The organism is Pseudomonas thermotolerans DSM 14292 (genome assembly GCF_000364625.1).
In the GTDB taxonomy this organism is placed as follows: domain Bacteria; phylum Pseudomonadota; class Gammaproteobacteria; order Pseudomonadales; family Pseudomonadaceae; genus Aquipseudomonas; species Aquipseudomonas thermotolerans.
Genome location: NZ_KB822599.1, coordinates 244,685 through 264,508 on the forward strand (window position 1 = coordinate 244,685; position 19,824 = coordinate 264,508).

The following is a 19,824-nucleotide window of genomic DNA, read 5'->3' on the forward strand; positions in this document are numbered from 1 at the left end:
CCAGAACCTGTGCCACGTTCGCTTGTCGCATGCCCGCTCAACTCCAGCGTCATCCTTTTGGGGAGCGCCATTGTCGGCAGGTATCCGACGGCAAGCATGAGTAGAACTACTCAGGGCGTGCGAGGGGATTTACCTCACAGCAGCAGGCGCACCAGCTCCACCACCGAACCGACGTGCAGCTTCTCCATCAGCCGCGCGCGGTGGTTCTCCACGGTGCGCACGCTCAGGCCAGCGCGCTCGGCGATCTCCCGGCTGGAATGCCCCTGCACCACCCACTGGGCGATGCGCCGCTCCTGAGGGGTGAGCAGCGCCAGGCGCGCCTCGCGGACCTCGCGCTGCAGGCGCTCCTGGTAGCGCTGGCGGCTGACCGGCAGCGCGGCGTTGACCCGGTCCAGCAGCTGCTGACCGTGCACCGGCTTCTCGATGTAGTCGAAGGCGCCGCGGCGCATGGCCTCCACCGCGGTGGCTACGTCGGCGTGCCCGGTGATGAAGATGATCGGCGTCTCCACGCCGCGCTCGAGCAGCTCCGCCTGCAGCTGCAGCCCGCTCAGCTGCGGCATGCGCAGGTCGCAGAGGATGCACTCGTGAGGGCCGGGACGGTAAGTCTCGAGAAAGCTGGTGGAGGAGCTGTAGCTGCGCACTTCGAGACCCACCGAGCCCAGCAGTTCACGGTGGACCTGGAGAATGAAGGGATCGTCGTCGATCAGGTAGACGATGCCGGTCGGCTCGGGGATGTTCATGGGTCACGGTGCATTCGATGCGCTGCGGTTGGCGGCGCGGGATTGTACGGCTCCCGCCCCGGAAACGCGCGAAATTCTGGCGTCAAAATGCCATCTTTCTAGACGAACGGCTTCCTTCTGCATCATCCGACCCGCCCGCGCACCACACCGGTGCAGCCATCCGCCAGACCACCGCCCTGCGGACTTCGCCGCAGCTCCCTCGAAGCCCTCCCCCGCGACGCGCCAATGCGCATGCCAGAGCCGTCCCGCACCGTTTTCCGGGAGCCGCGCCCGCAGCCTGCCGGCAACAAGGCACGCCTATTGCTGAGGGACCAGCACGACACCGGCCGGCAGCCCAGCTGCCCGCGCCTGACGAAGCCCGCCGGGGAGAGCGGCGCCCGAAGTGACGTGAACGACCTGAATGACTGCCCAGAGCAACACGTTGTCCACCGAGACTTTTCCAAGCACGGAGATCGCCACATGCAACGTCGCAGCCTGATCAAGGCTTTCACCCTTTCCGCCTCCATCGCCGCCATGGGCCTGAGCTGGACCATCCAGGCCGCCGAGACCATCAAGGTCGGCATCCTGCATTCGCTGTCCGGCACCATGGCGATTTCGGAAACCTCGCTGAAAGACATGGCGCTGATGACCATCGAGGAGATCAACGCCAAGGGCGGCGTGAACGGCAAGCAGCTGGAGCCCGTGGTGGTCGACCCAGCCTCCAACTGGCCGCTGTTCGCCGAGAAGGCCCGCCAGCTGCTGACCCAGGACAAGGTGGCGGTGGTCTTCGGCTGCTGGACCAGCGTGTCCCGCAAGTCGGTGCTGCCGGTGTTCGAGGAGCTCAACGGCCTGCTCTTCTACCCGGTGCAGTATGAGGGCGAGGAGCTGTCGCCGAACGTCTTCTACACCGGCGCCGCGCCGAACCAACAGGCGATCCCCGCCGTCGAGTACCTGATGAGCGAGGAGGGCGGCGCCGCCAAGCGCTTCTTCCTGCTCGGCACCGACTACGTCTACCCGCGCACCACCAACAAGATCCTCCGCGCCTTCCTGCTCTCCAAGGGCGTGGCCGAGAAGGACATCGAGGAGGTCTACACCCCGTTCGGGCACAGCGACTACCAGACCATCGTCGCCAACATCAAGAAGTTCGCCGCCGGCGGCAAGACCGCGGTGGTCTCCACCATCAACGGCGACTCCAACGTGCCCTTCTACAAGGAGCTGGCCAACCAGGGCCTGGACGCCACCGAAGTACCGGTGGTGGCCTTCTCGGTGGGCGAGGAGGAGCTGCGCGGCATCGACACCAAGCCGCTGGTCGGCCACCTGGCCGCCTGGAACTACTTCCAGTCGGTGGACAACCCGGTCAACAGCGAATTCGTCGAGAAATGGAAGGCCTACGCCAAGGCCAAGGGCCTGCCGAACGCCGACAAGGCGGTGACCAACGATCCGATGGAAGCCACCTACGTGGGTATCCACATGTGGGCCCAGGCGGTCGAGAAGGCTGGCACCACCGAGGTCGACAAGGTCCGCGAGGCCCTCGCCGGACAGACCTTCGCCGCACCCTCCGGCTACACCCTGACCATGGATGCCACCAACCACCACCTGCACAAGCCGGTGATGATCGGCGAGGTCCAGGAAGACGGTCAGTTCTCGGTGGTCTGGCAGACCGAGGGGCCGATCCGCGCCCAGCCGTGGAGCCCCTTCATCCCGGGTAACGAGAGCAAGCCGGAATACGCGGTGAAGTCGAACTGAGGCGCTGATGCCCTCTCCCCCCTCTCCCGCCTCCGGGAGAGGGGCAGCGCGGCGCCCGGACGCCTCCTCGCCCCGCCCCGTCGGAAGACGGGCCGGGCCGAGGACGCCCCCGCAGCCCCGCTTCCGCCCCAGCCGAAGGATCCTGCCATGCCTGCCATCTACCCCTTCCTGCTGTCCCTGGCGCTGTTCCTGCTGCCGCTGACCAGCGAGGCCGGCGAAGCCGCGGACTTCGCCGCCGCTAGCCCGGCGCGCCAGGCCCAGCTGCTGGAACACTGGGCCGCCACGCCCGACCCAACGCGCCAGCCGCTGCTCGACGCCCTGCAGCACGGCCGCCTGGCCGTGGACGGCGCCCGCCGGGCCTTCATCGAGCGGGACGGCCGCCTGGTCGCCGCGGAGGGCGACGCCCCGCCCGAGGGCACGCCGAAGAAGCTGCGCCTGAACAACCGCCTGCGCGGTCTGCTGGCCACCGCCCAGGCCAGCCACCGACTGCTCGCCGAAGAGCCCGAGGTGCGCCTGGCAGCCGCCCGGGCCCTGCAGAAGAGCGCCCGCCCGGCCCAGCTATCGCTGCTCAACGCCAGTCTGGCCCGCGAATCGGACGCCGCGGTGCGCGACGCCCTGGCGCTGGCCCTGGCCAACCTGCAACTGGCCGATCCCGACCCGAAGATCCGCCTGGGCGCCGTACGCCTGCTCGGCGAGACCGGCGAGCCCCTGGCGCGCACCCGCCTGGAGGCCCTGCTCGCCCCGGATGCGGAACGCGACCCGACGGTGCGCACCGCCGCCGAGACCAGCCTGGCCCAGATCAAGCGCCGCCTGCTGTTCGGCGAGCTGCTCGGCCAGGCCTTCAGCGGCCTCTCCCTCGGCTCCATCCTGCTGCTCGCCGCCCTCGGCCTGGCCATCACCTTCGGCCTGCTCGGGGTGATCAACATGGCCCACGGCGAGATGCTGATGCTCGGCGCCTACGCCACCTACGTGGTGCAGCTGCTGTTCCAGCGCCATTTCCCTGAGGCCCTGGCGCTCTACCCACTGGCCGCCCTGCCGGTGGCCTTCCTGGCCACCGCCACGGTGGGCATGGCCCTGGAGCGCACGGTGATCCGCCACCTCTATGGCCGGCCGCTGGAGACCCTGCTGGCCACCTGGGGGATCAGCCTGATCCTCATCCAGCTGGTGCGCGTGCTGTTCGGCGCGCAGAACGTCGAGGTGGCCAACCCGGCCTGGCTGTCCGGCGGCGTGCAGGTGCTGCCCAACCTGGTGCTGCCCTGGAACCGCCTGGTGATCATCGCCTTCGCGCTGTTCGTGGTGGCCCTCACCTGGCTGCTGCTGAACCGGACCCGCCTGGGCCTCAACGTCCGTGCGGTGACCCAGAACCGCAACATGGCCGCCTGCTGCGGCGTGCCCACCGGCCGCGTGGACATGCTGGCCTTCGGCCTCGGCTCGGGCATCGCCGGGCTGGGTGGCGTGGCCCTCAGCCAGATCGGCAACGTCGGCCCGGACCTCGGCCAGAGCTACATCATCGACTCCTTCCTGGTGGTGGTGCTCGGCGGCGTCGGCCAGTTGGCCGGCAGCGTGCTGGCGGCCTTCGGCCTGGGCGTCGCCAACAAGATCCTCGAACCGCAGATCGGCGCCGTGCTGGGCAAGATCCTGATCCTCGCGCTGATCATCCTGTTCATCCAGAAACGTCCGCAGGGCCTGTTCGCCCTCAAGGGACGGGTGCTCGACTGATGACTCGACCGATCTCCATCACCCTGCTGGCCAAGGCCGGGCCGCACCTCGGCCGCGGCCTGGGCGCGCTGGCGCTCGCCGTGCTGCTGGCCCTGCCGCTGCTGCACCTGCTGCCGGCGGAGCACGCCCTGCACGTCTCCGCCTACACCCTGACCCTGGTCGGCAAGATCCTCTGCTACGCGGTGGTCGCCCTGGCCCTGGACCTGGTGTGGGGCTACGCCGGCCTGCTGTCCCTCGGCCACGGCCTGTTCTTCGCCCTCGGCGGCTACGCCATGGGCATGTACCTGATGCGCCAGGCGGCCGGCGACGGCCTGCCGGCGTTCATGAGCTTCCTGGCCTGGAGCGAACTGCCCTGGTACTGGTACGGCACCTCCAGCTTCCTCTGGTGCCTGGCCCTGGTGGTGCTGGCGCCGGGCCTGCTGGCCCTGGCGTTCGGCTTCTTCGCCTTCCGCTCGCGGATCAAGGGCGTGTACTTCTCGATCATGACCCAGGCGCTGACCTTCGCCGCCATGCTGCTGTTCTTCCGCAACGAGACCGGCTTCGGCGGCAACAACGGCTTCACCGACTTCCGCACCCTCCTCGGCTTCGAGATCACCGCGCCGGGCACCCGCGCGGCGCTGTTCCTCTGCAGCCTGGCGCTGCTGGTCGGCAGCCTGCTGCTCGGCTGGAGGCTGGCCCACAGCAAGTTCGGCCGGGTGCTCACAGCCCTGCGCGATGCCGAGAACCGCCTGATGTTCTGCGGCTACGACCCGCGCGGCTACAAGCTGTTCGTCTGGGTGCTGTCCGCCGTGCTCTGCGGCCTGGCCGGGGCGCTGTACGTGCCGCAGGTGGGGATCATCAACCCCAGCGAGATGGCTCCCACCCAGTCCATCGAGGCGGCCATCTGGGTCGCTCTGGGCGGCCGCGGCACCCTGCTCGGCGCACTGCTCGGCGCCGGCCTGGTGAACGGCGCGAAGAGCTGGTTCACCGTGGCCTTCCCCGAATACTGGCTGTTCTTCCTCGGCGCCCTGTTCATCGTCGCCACCCTGTTCCTGCCGAAGGGCGTGATCGGCCTGCTCGGCAAGGGAGACAAGTCATGATCGCCACCCCGTCCCCTACCTGCATGCTCGAACCAGCCTTCCACCCGGCCGGCGTCGGCCGTGACGCCATCGGCCTCGGCCAGAGCGCCGGGCGGGGCTTGGACGTCCGCCACGGCACCATCCTGACCCTGGAGGACATCAGCGTCAGCTTCGACGGCTTCAAGGCGCTGAACGCCCTCAATCTGTACATCGGCGTCGGCGAGCTGCGCTGCATCATCGGCCCCAACGGCGCCGGCAAGACCACCCTGATGGACGTGATCACCGGCAAGACCCGCCCGGACCGTGGCCAGGCCTGGTTCGGCGAGACCCTCGACCTGACCCGCATGAGCGAGGTGGAGATCGCCCAGGCCGGCATCGGCCGCAAGTTCCAGAAGCCCACCGTTTTCGAGGCCCTCAGCGTGTTCGAGAACCTCGAGCTGGCGCTGAAGACCGACAAGTCGGTGTGGGCCAGCCTGCGCGCCAGGCTCTCCGGCGCGCAGAAGGATCGGATCGAGGAGGTACTGACCACCATCCGCCTGGAAGGCTCGCGGCATCGTCCGGCCGGGCTGCTGTCCCACGGCCAGAAGCAGTTCCTCGAGATCGGCATGCTGCTGGTCCAAGACCCGCAGCTGCTGCTGCTCGACGAGCCGGTGGCCGGCATGACCGACGCCGAGACTGAGTTCACCGCCGAGCTGTTCAAGTCGCTGGCGCGCCAGCACTCCCTGATGGTGGTCGAGCACGACATGGGCTTCGTCGGCACCATCGCCGACCACGTCACCGTGCTGCACCAGGGCAGCGTGCTGGCCGAAGGGTCGCTGGAACAGGTGCAGGCCAACGAGCGGGTCATCGAGGTCTATCTGGGGCGTTGAACCGGCCCTTGCCCCGCCCGCGGCGCGCATCTCCCGGGCGCGGAAGCGGGGCCGGGGATGAGGGCACCGGGCATTCACGAGGCACAGCCATGCTAGAAGTCCAGCAGCTTCACCAATACTACGGCGGCAGCCACATCCTCCGCGGCCTGTCCTTCCAGGCCAGGGTCGGCGAGGTCACCTGCCTGCTCGGCCGCAACGGGGTGGGCAAAACCACCCTGCTCAAGTGCCTGATGGGCCTGATCCCCGCTCGCGAGGGCGAGGTGCGCTGGGAAGGCCGGCCCATCACCCATGCCAAGCCACACCAGCGCGTCCAGGCCGGCATCGCCTACGTGCCCCAGGGCCGCGAGATCTTCCCGCGCCTCTCCGTCGAGGAGAACCTGCTGATGGGCCTGTCGCGCTTCCCCGCCCGCGAGGCGCGGACGGTACCTTCGTTCATCTACGAGCTGTTCCCGGTGCTGCAGGAAATGAAGCACCGCCGCGGCGGCGACCTCTCCGGCGGCCAGCAGCAACAGCTGGCCATCGGCCGCGCTCTGGCCAGCCGCCCGCGCCTGCTGATCCTCGACGAGCCCACCGAGGGCATCCAGCCCTCGGTGATCAAGGAAATCGGCGTGGTGATCCGCAAGCTCGCCGCGCGCGGCGACATGGCCATCCTGCTGGTCGAGCAGTTCTACGATTTCGCCGCCGAACTGGCCGACCACTACCTGGTGATGAGCCGCGGCGAGATCGTCCAGCAGGGCCGTGGCGCGGACATGGAGGCCGAGGGCGTGCGCGGCCTGGTGGCGATCTGAGCCAGCCCGCCCCGACCGGCGCAGGCACTGCAGGGCACGCCTCTTGCTTTGGCCAGGAGGTCAACTTTCCCTGGATGCCTACAGCCACATGACCCTGCCCGCCGCCCTGTTCACCCCGAGCTGGCACGCCGAGCTGGAGCTGGCCTATGCCCTGCTGGACGGCCGCACCACACCGGTGCAGCGCCGCCACCTGGGCCCACTTCGGGTGCAGAAGCACCTGCATCCGGAAGGCCCGGGAGTCTGCCAGCACATCGTCGTCCACCCGCCGGGCGGCATCGCCGGCGGCGACAGCCTGGCGATCGGCGTGCGGGTCGGCGCCGGAGCCTGGGCCCAGCTGACCAGCCCGGGCGCCGCCAAGTGGTACCGCGCCGCGACCCCGGCCCAGCAAGGCATCGAGCTGCAGGTGGAAGACGGCGCGACCCTGGAATGGCTGCCCCAGGAAACCATCCTCTACGCCGGCGCCCTGGCCAGTCTCGACACCCGCATCGAGCTGCGCGGCAGCGCCCGGCTGTTCTACTGGGACCTGGTGGCCCTCGGCCGCCCGGCCGCCGGCGAGCGCTTCGCCAGCGGCCAGTATCGCGCCCGCCTGGACATCCGCCGCGACGGCCGCCCGCTGTGGCACGAGCGGCAGCGCATCGACGGCGGCGACGGCCTGCTCGACTCGCCCATCGGCCTGGCCGGGCAGCCGGTGTTCGCCACTCTGCTGGCCAGCGGCGAGCCCGACGCCGAGCTGCTGGAACGCTGCCGGGACCTGCGGGTCGCCGGAGTGCGCGGCGACCTCAGCCAGCTGCCCGGCCTGCTGGTCGGCCGCTGCCTGGCCAGCGAGGCACTGCACGCCCGCGCCTGGCTGATCGAACTCTGGCGCCTGCTGCGCCCGGCTCTGCTCGGCCGCCCCGCGCTGCCGCCGCGGATCTGGAACACCTAGGGCAACCGCTCACCCATTCGGAGCAAGCGATGGACCTCACCCCCCGCGAGAAAGACAAGCTGCTGATCTTCACCGCCGGTCTGGTGGCCGAGCGCCGCCTGGCCCGCGGCCTCAGGCTGAACTACCCGGAAGCCGTGGCCTACATCTCCGCCGCCCTCCTGGAGGGCGCCCGCGACGGCCGCACGGTGGCCGAGCTGATGCACTACGGCACCACCCTGCTGACCCGCGAGCAGGTGATGGAGGGCGTGCCGGAGATGATCCCGGAGATCCAGATCGAGGCCACCTTCCCGGACGGCACCAAGCTGGTGACCGTCCACCAGCCGATCGCCTGAGCCATGGACTACCGGATCCGCACCGCCGGCGAAGCCGATCTGCCCGGCATCCTGGCCATCCACAACGACGCGGTGGCGCACACCACGGCGATCTGGAACGAGACGCCCACGGACCTCGCCGAGCGCCGTGCCTGGCTGCACGAACGCACAGCCGCCGGCTTCCCGGTGCAGGTCGCGGTGGATGCGGCCGGCGCAGTGCTCGGCTACGCCAGTTACGGCCCCTGGCGGCCCCACGAGGGCTACCGGCACACCGTCGAGCACTCGGTCTACGTACGCGACGGAGTGCGCGGCCGGGGGATCGGCAAGGCGCTGCTGCAGGCGCTGATCGACCACGCTCGGGACGCCGGCCTGCACGTCATGGTCGGCGCCATCGAGTCGGGCAACGCCGCCTCGATCCGCCTGCACCAGCGCCTCGGCTTCACCATCACCGGGCAGATGCCCCAGGTCGGCCGCAAGTTCGGCCGCTGGCTGGACCTGACCTTCATGCAGCTGATCCTCACCCCCGAACGGAGTGCCCCATGATCCCCGGCGAATACCGCATTGCCGACGGCGAGATCGAGCTCAACGCCGGTCGCCGCACCCTCAAACTCAGCGTAGCCAACCGCGGCGACCGACCGATCCAGGTCGGCTCGCACTACCACTTCTTCGAGACCAACGACGCCCTCGACTTCGACCGCGCCGCCGCCCGAGGCATGCGCCTGAACATCCCGGCCGGCACCGCAGTGCGCTTCGAGCCGGGACAGAGCCGCGAGGTGGAACTGGTGGAGATCGCCGGCCTGCGCCGCGTCTACGGCTTCGCCGGCCGGGTGATGGGCGAGCTGTGAACGACGGCCCTCGGCAAAGGGCATGACCCGCGCCCTACGGAACCTCTGGACAACCACCCCTAGCGTGACCGCAGAACCACAAGGAACCGCCCCATGAGAATCAGCCGCCAAGCCTATGCCGACATGTTCGGCCCCACCGTCGGCGACAAGGTGCGCCTGGCCGACACCGACCTCTGGCTGGAGGTCGAGCAGGACTTCACCGTCTACGGCGAGGAGGTGAAGTTCGGCGGCGGCAAGGTGATCCGTGATGGCATGGGGCAGAGCCAGCTGCTCGCCGGCGAGGTGGTCGACACCCTGATCACCAACGCGCTGATCCTCGACCACTGGGGCATCGTCAAGGCCGACGTGGGCCTCAAGGACGGGCGCATCGCCGCCATCGGCAAGGCCGGCAACCCGGACATCCAGCCGGGGGTGACCATCCCCGTCGGCGCCAGCACCGAGGTGATCGCCGGCGAAGGGATGCTCCTCACCGCCGGCGGCATCGACACCCACATCCACTTCATCTGCCCGCAGCAGATCGAGGAGGCGCTGATGAGCGGGGTGACCACCCTGATCGGCGGCGGCACGGGCCCGGCCACCGGCACCAACGCCACCACCTGCACTCCCGGCCCCTGGCACCTGGCGCGCATGCTCCAGGCCGCCGACGCCTTCCCGATCAACCTGGGCTTCACCGGCAAGGGCAACGCCTCGCTGCCGGAGCCGCTGGTCGAGCAGATCCGCGCCGGAGCCATCGGCCTCAAGCTCCACGAGGACTGGGGTACCACTCCGGCGGCGATCGACAACTGCCTGGCGGTGGCCGACCAGTACGACGTTCAGGTGGCCATCCACACCGACACCCTCAACGAGTCCGGCTTCGTCGAGACCACCCTGGCCGCGTTCAAGGGAAGGACCATCCACACCTACCACACCGAGGGCGCCGGCGGCGGCCACGCCCCGGACATCATCAAGGCCTGCGGCTTCGCCAACGTGCTGCCGTCCTCGACCAACCCGACCCGGCCGTTCACCCGCAACACCATCGACGAGCACCTGGACATGCTGATGGTCTGCCACCACCTCGACCCGAGCATCGCCGAGGACGTGGCCTTCGCCGAGAGCCGCATCCGCCGCGAGACCATCGCCGCCGAGGACATCCTCCACGACCTCGGCGCCTTCTCCATGATCAGCTCGGACAGCCAGGCCATGGGCCGGGTCGGCGAGGTGATCACCCGCACCTGGCAGACCGCCGACAAGATGAAGAGGCAGCGCGGCCCGCTGGCCGAGGACGCACCGGGCAACGACAACTTCCGCATCAAGCGCTACCTCGCCAAGTACACCATCAACCCGGCGATCACCCACGGTATCGCCCACGAGGTAGGCTCGGTGGAAGTCGGCAAGTGGGCCGACCTGGTGCTCTGGCGCCCGGCCTTCTTCGGCGTCAAGCCGACGCTGATTCTCAAGGGCGGGGCCATCGCCGCCAGCCTGATGGGCGACGCCAACGCCTCGATCCCCACCCCGCAGCCGGTGCACTACCGGCCGATGTTCGCCAGCTTCGCCGGCAGCCGGCATGCCACCAGCCTGACCTTCGTCAGCCAGGCGGCCTTCGACGCCGGGATTCCGCAGCAGCTGGGCCTCAAAAAGACAATCGGCGTGGTCAGGGGCTGCCGCACGGTACGGAAGACCGACCTGATCCACAACGGCTATCTGCCGCACATCGAGGTGGATCCGCAGAACTACCAGGTCCGGGCCGACGGCCAGTTGCTCTGGTGCGAGCCGGCCGAGGTGCTGCCCCTGGCGCAGCGCTACTTCCTGTTCTGAGGCCCCGGTCGCGGCCGGCGGCCGGGAATGCGAACCAGGCCCGCCGGCATTCGACCAATAGCCAATGCCGCCGCCTGGCGGCGCGGCGTACAACCGCGCTTGTCCAACAAGAACAACAGGGACAAGCCATGAAACGACTGACTGCCGCCCTCCTGTTGTGGCTCGGCATCAGCGCCTGCGTGCAGGCTGCCGAGCCCATCACGCTGGGCCTCAACTACCCGCGTACCGGAAGCTACAAGGAAGAGGGCCTGGCGCAGATGCGCGGCGCGCTGCTGGCCATCGACGAGCTCAACGCCCGGGGCGGCGTGCTCGGCCGGCCGCTGCGCCTGGCCAGCTACGACAGCGGCTCCAGCATCGACAAGGCGCTGCGCAACGTCGACCGTCTGGCCCAGGAAGGCGCCGCCATGCTGTTCGGCGGCGCCTCCAGCGCCATCGCCATCGCCGCCGGCAAGCGCGCCCGCGAGCACGGCCTGCTGTACTTCGGCACCCTCACCTACTCCAACGACACCACCGGCAAGGACGGCCACCGCTACATGTTCCGCGAGAGCAACAACGCCTGGATGAGCGCCCGGGTGCTCGGCGAATACCTGGCGGAACGCTTCCCGAACCAGCGCTACTTCTACGTCACCTCCGACTACACCTGGGGACACACCACCGAGACCTCGCTGCGCCAGACCACCGGCAGCCAAGACGTCGCCCGCCATCCCGGGGTGCGCGTACCCTTCCCCGGCGCCCGCCTGGCCGACTACCGCGACGCCCTCACCCAGGCCGCCGCCAGCGACGCGCAGATCCTCGCCCTGGTGCTGTTCGGCGAGGACCTGGTGCGCGCCATGCGCATCGCCAACGACCTCGGCCTGACCCGGCGCATGCAGGTGGTGGTGCCCAACCTCACCCTGCACATGGTCGAGCAGGCCGGGCCGCAGTTGATGGAAGGAGTGATCGGCACCGAGCCCTGGACCTGGCGGGTCCCGGAGCTGGAACGCAGCGAGCGCGGCCAGGCCTTCGTCGCCGCCTTCGTCGAGCGCTACCAGAGCTACCCGTCCAGCTCGGCGGCCTCCGCCTACAGCATCGTCTACCAGTGGGCGGACGCCGTGCAGCGGGCCCGCAGCCTGGACAGCGAGGCGCTGATCCGCGCCCTGGAGGGCCACCGCTACCGCCTGCTCAAGGGCGAGCAGGAATGGCGCGCCTTCGACCACCAGAACGTCCAGCGGGTCTACGCGGTGCGCGTCAAGCCGCGCGCCGAGGTGCTCAAGGACCCGCTCAAGCAGGACTACTTCGAGATCGTTCATCAGTTGGACGGCGAGCAGGCCGCGCCCAGCCTGCCGGAATGGCAGGCCGAGCGGCGCGCCGCCGGGCAGCCGCCGCGACTGCTGTAGCCATTCGACCGGCGCGCGGTGCGGCGGGCTGAAAGCGCCGCGCCGCTCGCGTACACTGCGCGGCCGTTTTTGCTCCGGAGCCGCGCCATGCCCCTCGCCCAGCCCGCCAATGCCCTCGGTATCGATTTCGGCACCTCCAACTCCACGGTCGGCTGGTGGCGGCCGGACGTCGAGCCGCTGATCGCCCTGGAGGAAGGCAGGCCCACCCTGCCCTCGGTGGTGTTCTTCAACAACGAGGAACGCCGCCCGGTGTACGGCCGCCAGGCCCTGCGCGAATATCTGGACGGCTACGAGGGACGGCTGATGCGCTCGCTGAAGAGCCTGCTCGGCTCCAGCCTGCTGAAAAGCGAGACCACGGTGCTGGGCAGCGCCCTGCCGTTCAAGGAGCTGCTGCGCCTGTTCCTCGGTCAGCTCAAGAGCCGTGCCGAGGCAGCCGCCGAGCGCAGCTTCGAGCAGGTGGTGCTGGGCCGCCCGGTGTTCTTCGTCGACGACGATCCGGAGGCCGATCGCCAGACCCAGGACACCCTGGCGGAAGTGGCCGGCAAGCTCGGCTTCAAGGACGTCTCCTTCCAGTATGAACCGCTCGCCGCGGCCTTCGACTACGAGCGCGGCATCGACCGCGAGGAGCTGGTGCTGATCGTCGACATCGGCGGCGGCACCTCGGACTTCTCCCTGGTGCGCCTGGCCCCCGAGCGCCGCGCCCTGGCCGACCGCGCGACGGACATCCTGGCCACTGGCGGCGTGCACATCGGCGGCACCGACTTCGACAAGCAGCTGTCCCTGCACGGGGTGATGTCGCTGTTCGGCTACGGCAGCCGGATGAAGAGCGAGGCGCCCATGCCCACCAGCTTCCACCTGAACCTGGCTACCTGGCACACCATCAATGCGGTGTACGCCCAGAAGTCCCGTCTGGCCCTGCAGAATATGCGCTACGACGCCGCCGACACCACGGGCATCGACCGCCTGTTCCGGCTCATCGAGCAGCGGGCCGGGCACTGGCTGGCGATCCAGGTGGAAGACAGCAAGATCGCCCTGACCGAGGTCGAACGCTGCCGCATCGACCTGGCGCGCATCGAGCCCGGGCTCGCCGCCGAGCTGGACAGGGCGCTGTTCGACACGGCCATCGCCCCGCTGCTGGAGCGCATCCGCGCCAGCGTGCAGCGCCTGCTGGCGGATGCCGGGCTGCGCGGCGAGCAGGTCGACACCCTGTTCTTCACCGGTGGCTCCAGCGGCGTCCCAGCCCTGCGCCAGAACGTCGCCGCCCTGCTGCCGCAGGCCCGCGCGGTGGAAGGCAACCGCTTCGGCGGCATCGGCAGCGGCCTGGCGATCGAGGCCAAGAAGCGCTACGGCTAGGAGCGGAAGAAGAATCGGGAAGGCAACGACGCCTCAGCGCAGCTGGCTGTCCTTGCTGCCGCGCCGGTTGTAGCCGCTGAAGGTGGCGCGGGCCTTGTCCAGCTCGCTCTGGCAGGCCACGCACAGGCGCACGCCGGGAATCGCCTGGCGGCGCGCCTCGGGGATGGGCGCATCGCACTCGGCGCAGTGGCTCAGGCTCTCGCCGCGCGGCAGTTCGCTGCGCGCCCGGGCGACAGCATCGGCAATGGTGTCGTCGATCTGCTCCTGCACGTTGTCGTCACTGGTCCAGCCACCGGCCATGGGCACCTCCGCCGCGAGTCGTCCACCCGCACAGATATGCCCGCCAATGGACGCTTTGGCAAGCCCCGGCCGGAGCCTCTACGGCGCGCTACTCGCGGACGTCCATGAATTCCCGCGCCCAGGCCTGGTAGTCCTCCGGTTGGGTGTACTTGTGGGCCAGCTCCGAGGCGCTCAGCGGCGTGGCGCCGGCCAGCTGGCGCTGCTCGCGCAGGCAGTCGTAAGTGGCCTTGATCGCCGCGAAGTAGGCGGCGTGGCCGTTGACCACGATGCGCACGCCCAGCGCGGCGAGGCGCTGGTTGTCGCGCAGCTTGGGGTTGCCGTAGGTGACCAGCATCAGCGGGATGCTCAACTGCCCGGCGATCGCCTCCAGGTGCTCGAAGTCGCGCACCCCGACCAGGCAGATGCCGTCGGCGCCGGCTTCCTGGTAGGCCACCGCACGGGCGATGCAGTCCTCGGTGCTCTGCACTCCGGCGTGGGTGCGGGCGATGATCGCCAGCTCGGGATCGACGCGCGCCTCCAGGGCCGCGCGGATCTTGCCGACGCCCTCCTCCAGGCTGATCAGGTCGGTGGACTTGCGACCGTACTGGGCCGGCAGCAGGGTGTCCTCGATGGTCAGCGCGGCCACCCCGGCACGTTCCAGCTCGACCACCGTGCGCATGGTGTTGAGGGCGTTGCCGTAGCCGTGGTCGGCGTCGGCGATCACCGGCAGGCGGGCGACGCGGCCGATGCGAGTGGCCTGTTCGGCGAACTCGCTCAAGGTGATCAGGGCGAAGTCCGGCGCGGCCAGCACCTGCAGGGAGGCTACCGAGCCGCCGAGGATGCCCACCTCGAAGCCGAGGTCGGCGGCGATGCGCGCGGACATGGGGTCGAACACCGAGGCAGTGTGATAACAGGCGGGGAACTTCAGCAGCGTGCGAAAGGCACGGCGCAGTTCCTGGGGAGAAACTCTGTACATGATCGGTTCCAGAAGAGGCGAAACGGTTGGCCGGCGCACGGGCCGGTCACACTAGCACAACGAGACGTGCAGCAGGCGGCTGGCGCATCGTACACGGGGTGCGGCGACCGCTGACACGCCGACCCGGCCGGGCGACGCCCTGCGCCGCCTGTGAATACCCAGCAAGCAGCGTGCCGGCTGGCCCTTCCCGGCCTCCCGCAGCCGCAGGGCCCGATTGCCACTCGGCCCGGAACCACCACGGAATTTTCACATGTCGGGGCCTATGCTAGCCCCGTGATTTGCTCCTCTTGCCCCGCTTCATGGCGGGGCATTTTGTTTCCGGCGTCCGGAAAAATGCGAAAAGCCCGCGCGGGGCGGGCTTCTGCGGGATTCCGGCGGAGCGGAAAGCGGATCTGGTGCCGGATATAGGGATCGAACCTACGACCTTCGCGTTACGAGTGCGCTGCTCTACCAGCTGAGCTAATCCGGCGTGGGCTGCAAATCTACACAAACCGGAAGAGAAATGGCACTCCCCCCGCGCAACGAATTGCCCCGGCAGCGCCTGCCGCGCTTCCGGAGCGGGTCAACGCCTGGCGATGATGTACACGGCGTGGACGATGCCGGGAATGTAGCCGAGCAGGGTGAGCAGGATGTTCAGCCAGAAGGCCCCGGCGAAGCCGACCTGGAGGAACACGCCGAGCGGCGGCAGGAGGATGGCGATGAGGATGCGGATCAGGTCCATGAATGGTCTCCCTGTGGATGGCTTCTGTGCAATCGACCGCACCCACCCCGCCGTGGTTCAGTCCTTCTCGAAACGCTCGAGCAGACGGCGCAGGCGCAGGTTCTCGCGGCGCAGCTGCTCCACTTCGCCGAGCAGGTCGAGGGCCACCGCCACCCCTGCCCAGTCCAGCGCCAGCTCACGCTGCAGGCGCGCGGCGCGGCGCAGCAGGTGCAGAGCCTGCTGATCGAAGCGCCAGTTCTCCGGTCGTTCGCCGCGCGGCTCGACGATGCCATGGGCGACGATCTCCACCAGGTAGGCGCGCTCCAGGCCGGTCAGCTGACAGACCTCCTCGACATCGAACTCGATGATCAGGCTGCTCTTCATGCTTGTCGCCTCCAGTTGCTGCGCGGATCGAAGGCGGCCTGCCCAGCCAGCTGCGTCCACAGCTCACGGCTGCGCGCATCGCTGCCCGGCGGCATCACCACCTTGAGCAGGGCGTAGAGGTCGCCATGACCGCCATGCCGGGTGGCCAGGCCCTTGCCGCGGATGCGCAGGCGCTGGCCGGTCTGGCTGTTGGCCGGCACGCTGAGCTGGATGCGCCCGTCCAGGGTCGGCACCTCGATGCGCGTGCCCAGCGCCGCCTCCCAGGGCGCCAGCGGCACGGTGAGCAGCAGATCGTGGCCGTCCACCTCGAACAGCGGATGGGGCACGAAGCGGATCACCAGGTAGAGGTCGCCGGCCGGCCCGCCGCCGATCCCCGGCGCGCCCTGGCCCTTGACACGAATGCGCTCGCCATCCAGCACCCCGCGGGGGATCTTCACGTTGAGGCTCTTCTGCTGCTCGCCGAGGCGCCGGCCGTCGGCGGCATACCGCGGCACCGTGATGGTCACCGGCTTGGCCTCGTTGCCCAGGGTCTCCTCGAGGAACAGCGGCAGCTCCACCTCCAGGTCGCGACCGCGGCGGCTGCGGGCCTGCCCGCCCGCGCCGCGGCCGGCGCCGAACAGGCTCTCGAAGAACTCCGAGAAGTCGAAGTCGCCGGACCGGCGGAGGTCCTCGAAATCGCCGGCGCCGCCCCGCCAGCCCGGCGGCGGTTCGAAGCGCTGGCCGCGGCTGCCGTAGCGGCGCAGCTCGTCGTACTCGGCGCGCTTCTGTGGATCGCCGAGCACCTCGTAGGCCTCGGCAATCTCCTTGAAATGCTCCTCGGCGCCCGCTTCCTTGTTGACGTCCGGGTGGTACTTGCGGGCCAGCCGGCGGTAGGCGGTCTTGATGGTCTTGGCGTCGGCGTCCGGCGCCACGCCGAGCACTGCATAGTAGTCCTTGAACTCCATGGTGCCTCCTCGCTGCAACCCTCACAGCATAGGAAACGCCAAGGCGACCTGCCGCGGCTTGATCCAGGTCAGCGCTCAGCAGCCATCGGCGCGCAGACGCGCGGCGTGCTCCAGGTAGAGGGCCACCGGATCCACGCCGAGGCCGACCCGGCCGTGGCTCTGGTTGACGATGTCCAGGTGGTCGAGTGGGTAGTCGTCGCGGATCACCCGGCCCAGGTGCGCGCTGCGCCGCCCCACCATGCCGTCGTTCTCCCCCGCCTCGCGGACGAAGCATCGAGCGAATAGCCGGCAGCAGTAGTGGGACAGATCCAGGCGGTTGCCGCCGCGCTCGGTTCGCCCCGGCTGGAGTGTCCCGGACCAGGAGTAGTAGCGCACCCCGTTCACCTCGGCCGGGCCCTGGCCGCCCCAGGTCTCCGGCAGGCCCTGCGGGTAGCGGCGGTTGAACGCAGCCACTCCGGCGCTGGTTAGCGAGGCATGGGCGGCGCGCGCGTCGAGGGGCAGCGGAGGGCCCTGATAGCCGCGCTCCAGACGGGCCAGCAGGCGCGCCAATCCGTGCATCATGGCGACCAGCACGCGCTCGCGGAGGCTGCCCGGCGGCACCTGGCGGGCCAGGTAGTCGGCCAGCTCGGACCCCTGGTTGGGCCCGGCCACCGAGGTCACCGAGGCGACCCGCTGCGGGCGCACGGCGGCGGCGTAGCGGGCGGTCAGGGCACCTTGGCTGTGGCCGATCAGGTTGACCCTGTCCGCGCCGGTCTGCACGCAGATGCGCTCGATCTCGGCGAGCAGCTGTTCGCCGCGCACCTCGCTGCCGTGCAGGGAGGAGACCAGCACCGGATGGACCTGCGCGCCGGCGCGGCGAAGCGCCTCGTCGATGCGGTACCAGTAGGGGTAGCCGGGCAGCCGCACGAAGCCCAGCAGCCCGGGCACCAGCACCAGCGGATAGCGGGTTCGCGCCTCGTCCCCCATGACCTGCCTCCCTGCCCGGCGAATCACTGTGCCACACCCTAGCACAGCCGTCCGGGGCACGGCGGCGAACTTCCCGGGCCCTGACCGGCTCCAACCTGGTGTGGGCCGGCAATCCGGTCGGCCCCGGGCCCACACAAGGAAACTGCCCATGCCCAAGTCGATACTGCTCCCGCTCTGCCTGCTGGGTGCGGTGGCCGGCTGCGCCATCAAGCCCGAAAACCCGGTGGACTACTACACCTTCCGCAACCAGCCACTGGTCAGGCAGGTGGAGGACGGCATGAGCCGCCAGGAAGTCCTGCGCATCGGCGGCACGCCGTCCAGCGAGGTACCTCGCCAGCTGCACCCCGGCACCTGCCACAACTACATCCTCAACGAAGGCGGCGTGCAGCAGCCCTACTACGTGACCTTCGACTCCGCCGGGCGGGTCGACGGCAAGGGCTTCATGACCTGCGAGCGCCACGAGGCCAACCGGCGCGAGCTGGAGCAGAAGCTCTAGGCTACGGCGACGCGCCCAGACCGACCGACCGATCCAGCGCAGCACGGCCAGTGGCACGCCGAACACCACCAGGAACACCAGCAGCTCGTTGCTGAGGGGCTGCCGCTCCGTTCGCCGTGACTGGTCCGCAAGCGGTGGAGACCCGCTCGTTGCGGAGCGGCCGGATCCGGTTCCAGTCAAAGGAAGCGACGAGGATCGCCAGGGCGGCGAGCAGCAGGACCGGCACCGCGCTGCCCCAGCCCAGGACTCGACGGACGCTCATGCATTTCTCCTTGCCGGGTAGCGGCTAGGCCGCCACGGGGTGTCCGCCTTTCTATCGACAGCAGCGGACTGCCGATGGCACGGCTTTTCCGACCGTTTCAGTCGGTTAATTGATTCCGTTGATAGTCACCATTAGCAACAAGAACTTCTATCTATCACCCCCGTGGCTACCATGGCCCCGTAACCACTTCAGTCCCCCCTGGAGACCCGACCATGAAAGTCCACGCTTTTGCAGCACTGCTTCTTGCCAGCCTCTCCGCGGGCGCCTTTGCCCTGCCCGCCGAGCCCTCCCAACCGCCGCACGCCCAGGAAGCCGCCGACGACACCCTGCTCGCCCGCGGCGACGGTTTCGAGCGCACCGGCGGCAAAGCCGACCGTCAGGCCCAGCCGGCCGACCACAGCCTGGACCTGGCCCGCGGCGGCTGGAAGCGTCTCGGCAGCCACGGCAATCGCAGCGTCTGAGCCTGCGCCTCCCCAGCCTTGCCTGCCGGGAACGCCTGATCCCGGTCCTTTCCGCACCTGCGGCGACGCTGCCGATGCGGGCCGTCGAACCTCGGTTCAGACGCGCCGGCCCTGCGCCTGCGCGTCTTGCCTGAGGCCGCGGCAGCCCCTAAAGTGCCGCGCATGCCCCGCCCCAGCCTTCGCGCCGAACAGAAACAGCAGACCCGTCAGGCCCTGATGGCGGCTGCGCGCAGTCTCATGGAGGGCGGCCGCGGCTTCTGCAGCCTGAGCCTGCGAGAGGTGACACGCAGCGCCGGCATAGTGCCGACCGGCTTCTACCGGCACTTCGCCGATATGGACGAGCTGGGCTTGGCGCTGGTCGCCGAGGTGGGCGAAACCTTCCGCGCCGCCATCCGCCAGGTACGCCACCACGAATTCGAGCTGGGCGGACTCATCGACGCCTCGGTGGGCATCTTCCTCGGCGCGGTGGAAGCCAATCGCGCCCAGTTCCTGTTCCTCGCCCGCGAGCAGTACGGCGGCTCGCTGCCGGTGCGCCAGGCGATCGCCGCGTTGCGCCAAAGCATCACCGACGACCTGGCCGCCGACCTGCGCCTGATGAACCGCATGCCGCACCTCGACGATGCGGCACTCGACGTGCTCGCCGACCTAATCGTCAAGACAGTGTTCGCCACCCTGCCGGAACTCATCGACCCGCCGGCTCCCGGCCAGCCGGCGCACCTGAGCGCCGCCGAGAAGATCACCCAGCAGCTGCGCTTCATCATGATCGGCGGCAAGCACTGGCTCGGTCTGGGCAAGCTGCGCCGCTGACCCTTCGCCAGAGCACCATGATGGTGCACCCAGGCCCCGCGCGCAC

General features: G+C 69.5%; 23 protein-coding genes and 1 tRNA gene. 15 read left to right on the plus strand and 9 right to left on the minus strand.

Annotated elements, in window-relative coordinates; all coding sequences use genetic code 11:
* Window positions 1–134: 134 nt before the first annotated feature.
* Complete coding sequence (locus H165_RS0101185) at window positions 135–740, minus strand: response regulator transcription factor (RefSeq protein ID WP_017937068.1); 606 nt, start codon at window positions 738–740, stop codon at window positions 135–137.
* Between the two features lie 459 nt (window positions 741–1,199).
* Between H165_RS0101185 and urtA the strand changes: the two genes are divergently transcribed.
* The 12 genes from urtA (at window position 1,200) to H165_RS0101245 (ending at window position 13,503) form a co-directional block, all read left to right on the plus strand.
* Window positions 1,200–2,465, plus strand: a complete 1,266-nt coding sequence (gene urtA, locus H165_RS0101190) for an urea ABC transporter substrate-binding protein (RefSeq protein ID WP_017937069.1) — start codon at window positions 1,200–1,202, stop codon at window positions 2,463–2,465.
* Between the two features lie 147 nt (window positions 2,466–2,612).
* Window positions 2,613–4,184 carry an urea ABC transporter permease subunit UrtB gene (gene urtB / locus H165_RS0101195; protein WP_017937070.1) on the plus strand — a complete coding sequence of 524 codons (1,572 nt, stop codon included), beginning with the start codon at window positions 2,613–2,615 and terminating at the stop codon, window positions 4,182–4,184.
* On the plus strand, window positions 4,184–5,263 hold the full coding sequence (gene urtC, locus H165_RS0101200) for an urea ABC transporter permease subunit UrtC (protein ID WP_017937071.1): 1,080 nt from the start codon (window positions 4,184–4,186) through the stop codon (window positions 5,261–5,263). Before urtB ends, urtC begins: the two co-directional genes overlap by 1 nt.
* Window positions 5,260–6,111, plus strand: a complete 852-nt coding sequence (gene urtD, locus H165_RS0101205; protein WP_017937072.1) for an urea ABC transporter ATP-binding protein UrtD — start codon at window positions 5,260–5,262, stop codon at window positions 6,109–6,111. Before urtC ends, urtD begins: the two co-directional genes overlap by 4 nt.
* 89 nt (window positions 6,112–6,200) lie before the next feature.
* Complete coding sequence (gene urtE, locus H165_RS0101210; RefSeq protein WP_017937073.1) at window positions 6,201–6,899, plus strand: urea ABC transporter ATP-binding subunit UrtE; 699 nt, start codon at window positions 6,201–6,203, stop codon at window positions 6,897–6,899.
* 88 nt (window positions 6,900–6,987) lie between these two features.
* Entirely contained in the window at window positions 6,988–7,824 is an 837-nt protein-coding gene (locus H165_RS0101215; protein WP_017937074.1) for an urease accessory protein UreD, read from the plus strand.
* Between the two features lie 29 nt (window positions 7,825–7,853).
* The gene (gene ureA / locus H165_RS0101220) at window positions 7,854–8,156 is read left to right on the plus strand and encodes an urease subunit gamma (RefSeq protein ID WP_017937075.1); all 303 of its coding nucleotides are present in this window, start codon (window positions 7,854–7,856) and stop codon (window positions 8,154–8,156) included.
* Between the two features lie 3 nt (window positions 8,157–8,159).
* Window positions 8,160–8,678: a GNAT family N-acetyltransferase gene (locus H165_RS0101225; protein ID WP_017937076.1), complete on the plus strand. Its 519-nt coding sequence runs from the start codon at window positions 8,160–8,162 to the stop codon at window positions 8,676–8,678.
* On the plus strand, window positions 8,675–8,980 hold the full coding sequence (locus H165_RS0101230) for an urease subunit beta (RefSeq protein WP_017937077.1): 306 nt from the start codon (window positions 8,675–8,677) through the stop codon (window positions 8,978–8,980). Before H165_RS0101225 ends, H165_RS0101230 begins: the two co-directional genes overlap by 4 nt.
* A 93-nt stretch (window positions 8,981–9,073) precedes the next feature.
* Window positions 9,074–10,774: an urease subunit alpha gene (gene ureC / locus H165_RS0101235; protein ID WP_017937078.1), complete on the plus strand. Its 1,701-nt coding sequence runs from the start codon at window positions 9,074–9,076 to the stop codon at window positions 10,772–10,774.
* A gap of 128 nt (window positions 10,775–10,902) precedes the next feature.
* Window positions 10,903–12,150: an ABC transporter substrate-binding protein gene (locus H165_RS0101240; protein WP_017937079.1), complete on the plus strand. Its 1,248-nt coding sequence runs from the start codon at window positions 10,903–10,905 to the stop codon at window positions 12,148–12,150.
* Window positions 12,151–12,237: 87 nt separating this feature from the next.
* Entirely contained in the window at window positions 12,238–13,503 is a 1,266-nt protein-coding gene (locus H165_RS0101245; protein ID WP_017937080.1) for an Hsp70 family protein, read from the plus strand.
* Window positions 13,504–13,536: 33 nt separating this feature from the next.
* On the opposite strand, the gene H165_RS0101250 is transcribed toward H165_RS0101245, so the two are convergent.
* The 8 genes from H165_RS0101250 to H165_RS0101280 form a co-directional block, all read right to left on the minus strand.
* Window positions 13,537–13,803, minus strand: a complete 267-nt coding sequence (locus H165_RS0101250) for a DksA/TraR family C4-type zinc finger protein (protein WP_017937081.1) — start codon at window positions 13,801–13,803, stop codon at window positions 13,537–13,539.
* An 88-nt stretch (window positions 13,804–13,891) separates the two neighbouring features.
* The gene (locus H165_RS0101255) at window positions 13,892–14,758 is read right to left on the minus strand and encodes an isocitrate lyase/PEP mutase family protein (RefSeq protein ID WP_017937082.1); all 867 of its coding nucleotides are present in this window, start codon (window positions 14,756–14,758) and stop codon (window positions 13,892–13,894) included.
* Window positions 14,759–14,804: 46 nt separating this feature from the next.
* Entirely contained in the window at window positions 14,805–15,008 is a 204-nt protein-coding gene (locus H165_RS20175) for a DUF6229 family protein (protein WP_420493612.1), read from the minus strand.
* 143 nt (window positions 15,009–15,151) lie between these two features.
* Window positions 15,152–15,227: transfer RNA gene (locus H165_RS0101260), tRNA-Thr, on the minus strand.
* Window positions 15,228–15,320: 93 nt separating this feature from the next.
* The gene (locus tag H165_RS19020; protein WP_017937083.1) at window positions 15,321–15,479 is read right to left on the minus strand and encodes a YqaE/Pmp3 family membrane protein; all 159 of its coding nucleotides are present in this window, start codon (window positions 15,477–15,479) and stop codon (window positions 15,321–15,323) included.
* Between the two features lie 57 nt (window positions 15,480–15,536).
* Window positions 15,537–15,842, minus strand: a complete 306-nt coding sequence (locus tag H165_RS0101270; protein WP_017937084.1) for a chaperone modulator CbpM — start codon at window positions 15,840–15,842, stop codon at window positions 15,537–15,539.
* Window positions 15,839–16,786, minus strand: coding sequence for a DnaJ C-terminal domain-containing protein (locus tag H165_RS0101275; protein WP_017937085.1), 948 nt, complete (start codon window positions 16,784–16,786; stop codon window positions 15,839–15,841). Before H165_RS0101275 ends, H165_RS0101270 begins: the two co-directional genes overlap by 4 nt.
* A 75-nt stretch (window positions 16,787–16,861) precedes the next feature.
* Window positions 16,862–17,752, minus strand: a complete 891-nt coding sequence (locus H165_RS0101280) for an esterase/lipase family protein (RefSeq protein WP_017937086.1) — start codon at window positions 17,750–17,752, stop codon at window positions 16,862–16,864.
* Window positions 17,753–17,900: 148 nt separating this feature from the next.
* Between H165_RS0101280 and osmE the strand changes: the two genes are divergently transcribed.
* From osmE to H165_RS0101295, 3 genes are all read left to right on the plus strand, one after another.
* Window positions 17,901–18,248, plus strand: a complete 348-nt coding sequence (gene osmE / locus H165_RS0101285; protein ID WP_017937087.1) for an osmotically-inducible lipoprotein OsmE — start codon at window positions 17,901–17,903, stop codon at window positions 18,246–18,248.
* Between the two features lie 474 nt (window positions 18,249–18,722).
* Window positions 18,723–18,971 (plus strand): hypothetical protein, encoded by a 249-nt coding sequence (locus H165_RS0101290; protein WP_017937088.1) that lies wholly within the window; start codon window positions 18,723–18,725, stop codon window positions 18,969–18,971.
* A gap of 162 nt (window positions 18,972–19,133) precedes the next feature.
* Window positions 19,134–19,778 (plus strand): TetR family transcriptional regulator, encoded by a 645-nt coding sequence (locus tag H165_RS0101295; protein ID WP_017937089.1) that lies wholly within the window; start codon window positions 19,134–19,136, stop codon window positions 19,776–19,778.
* The last annotated feature ends 46 nt before the right edge of the window (window positions 19,779–19,824 follow it).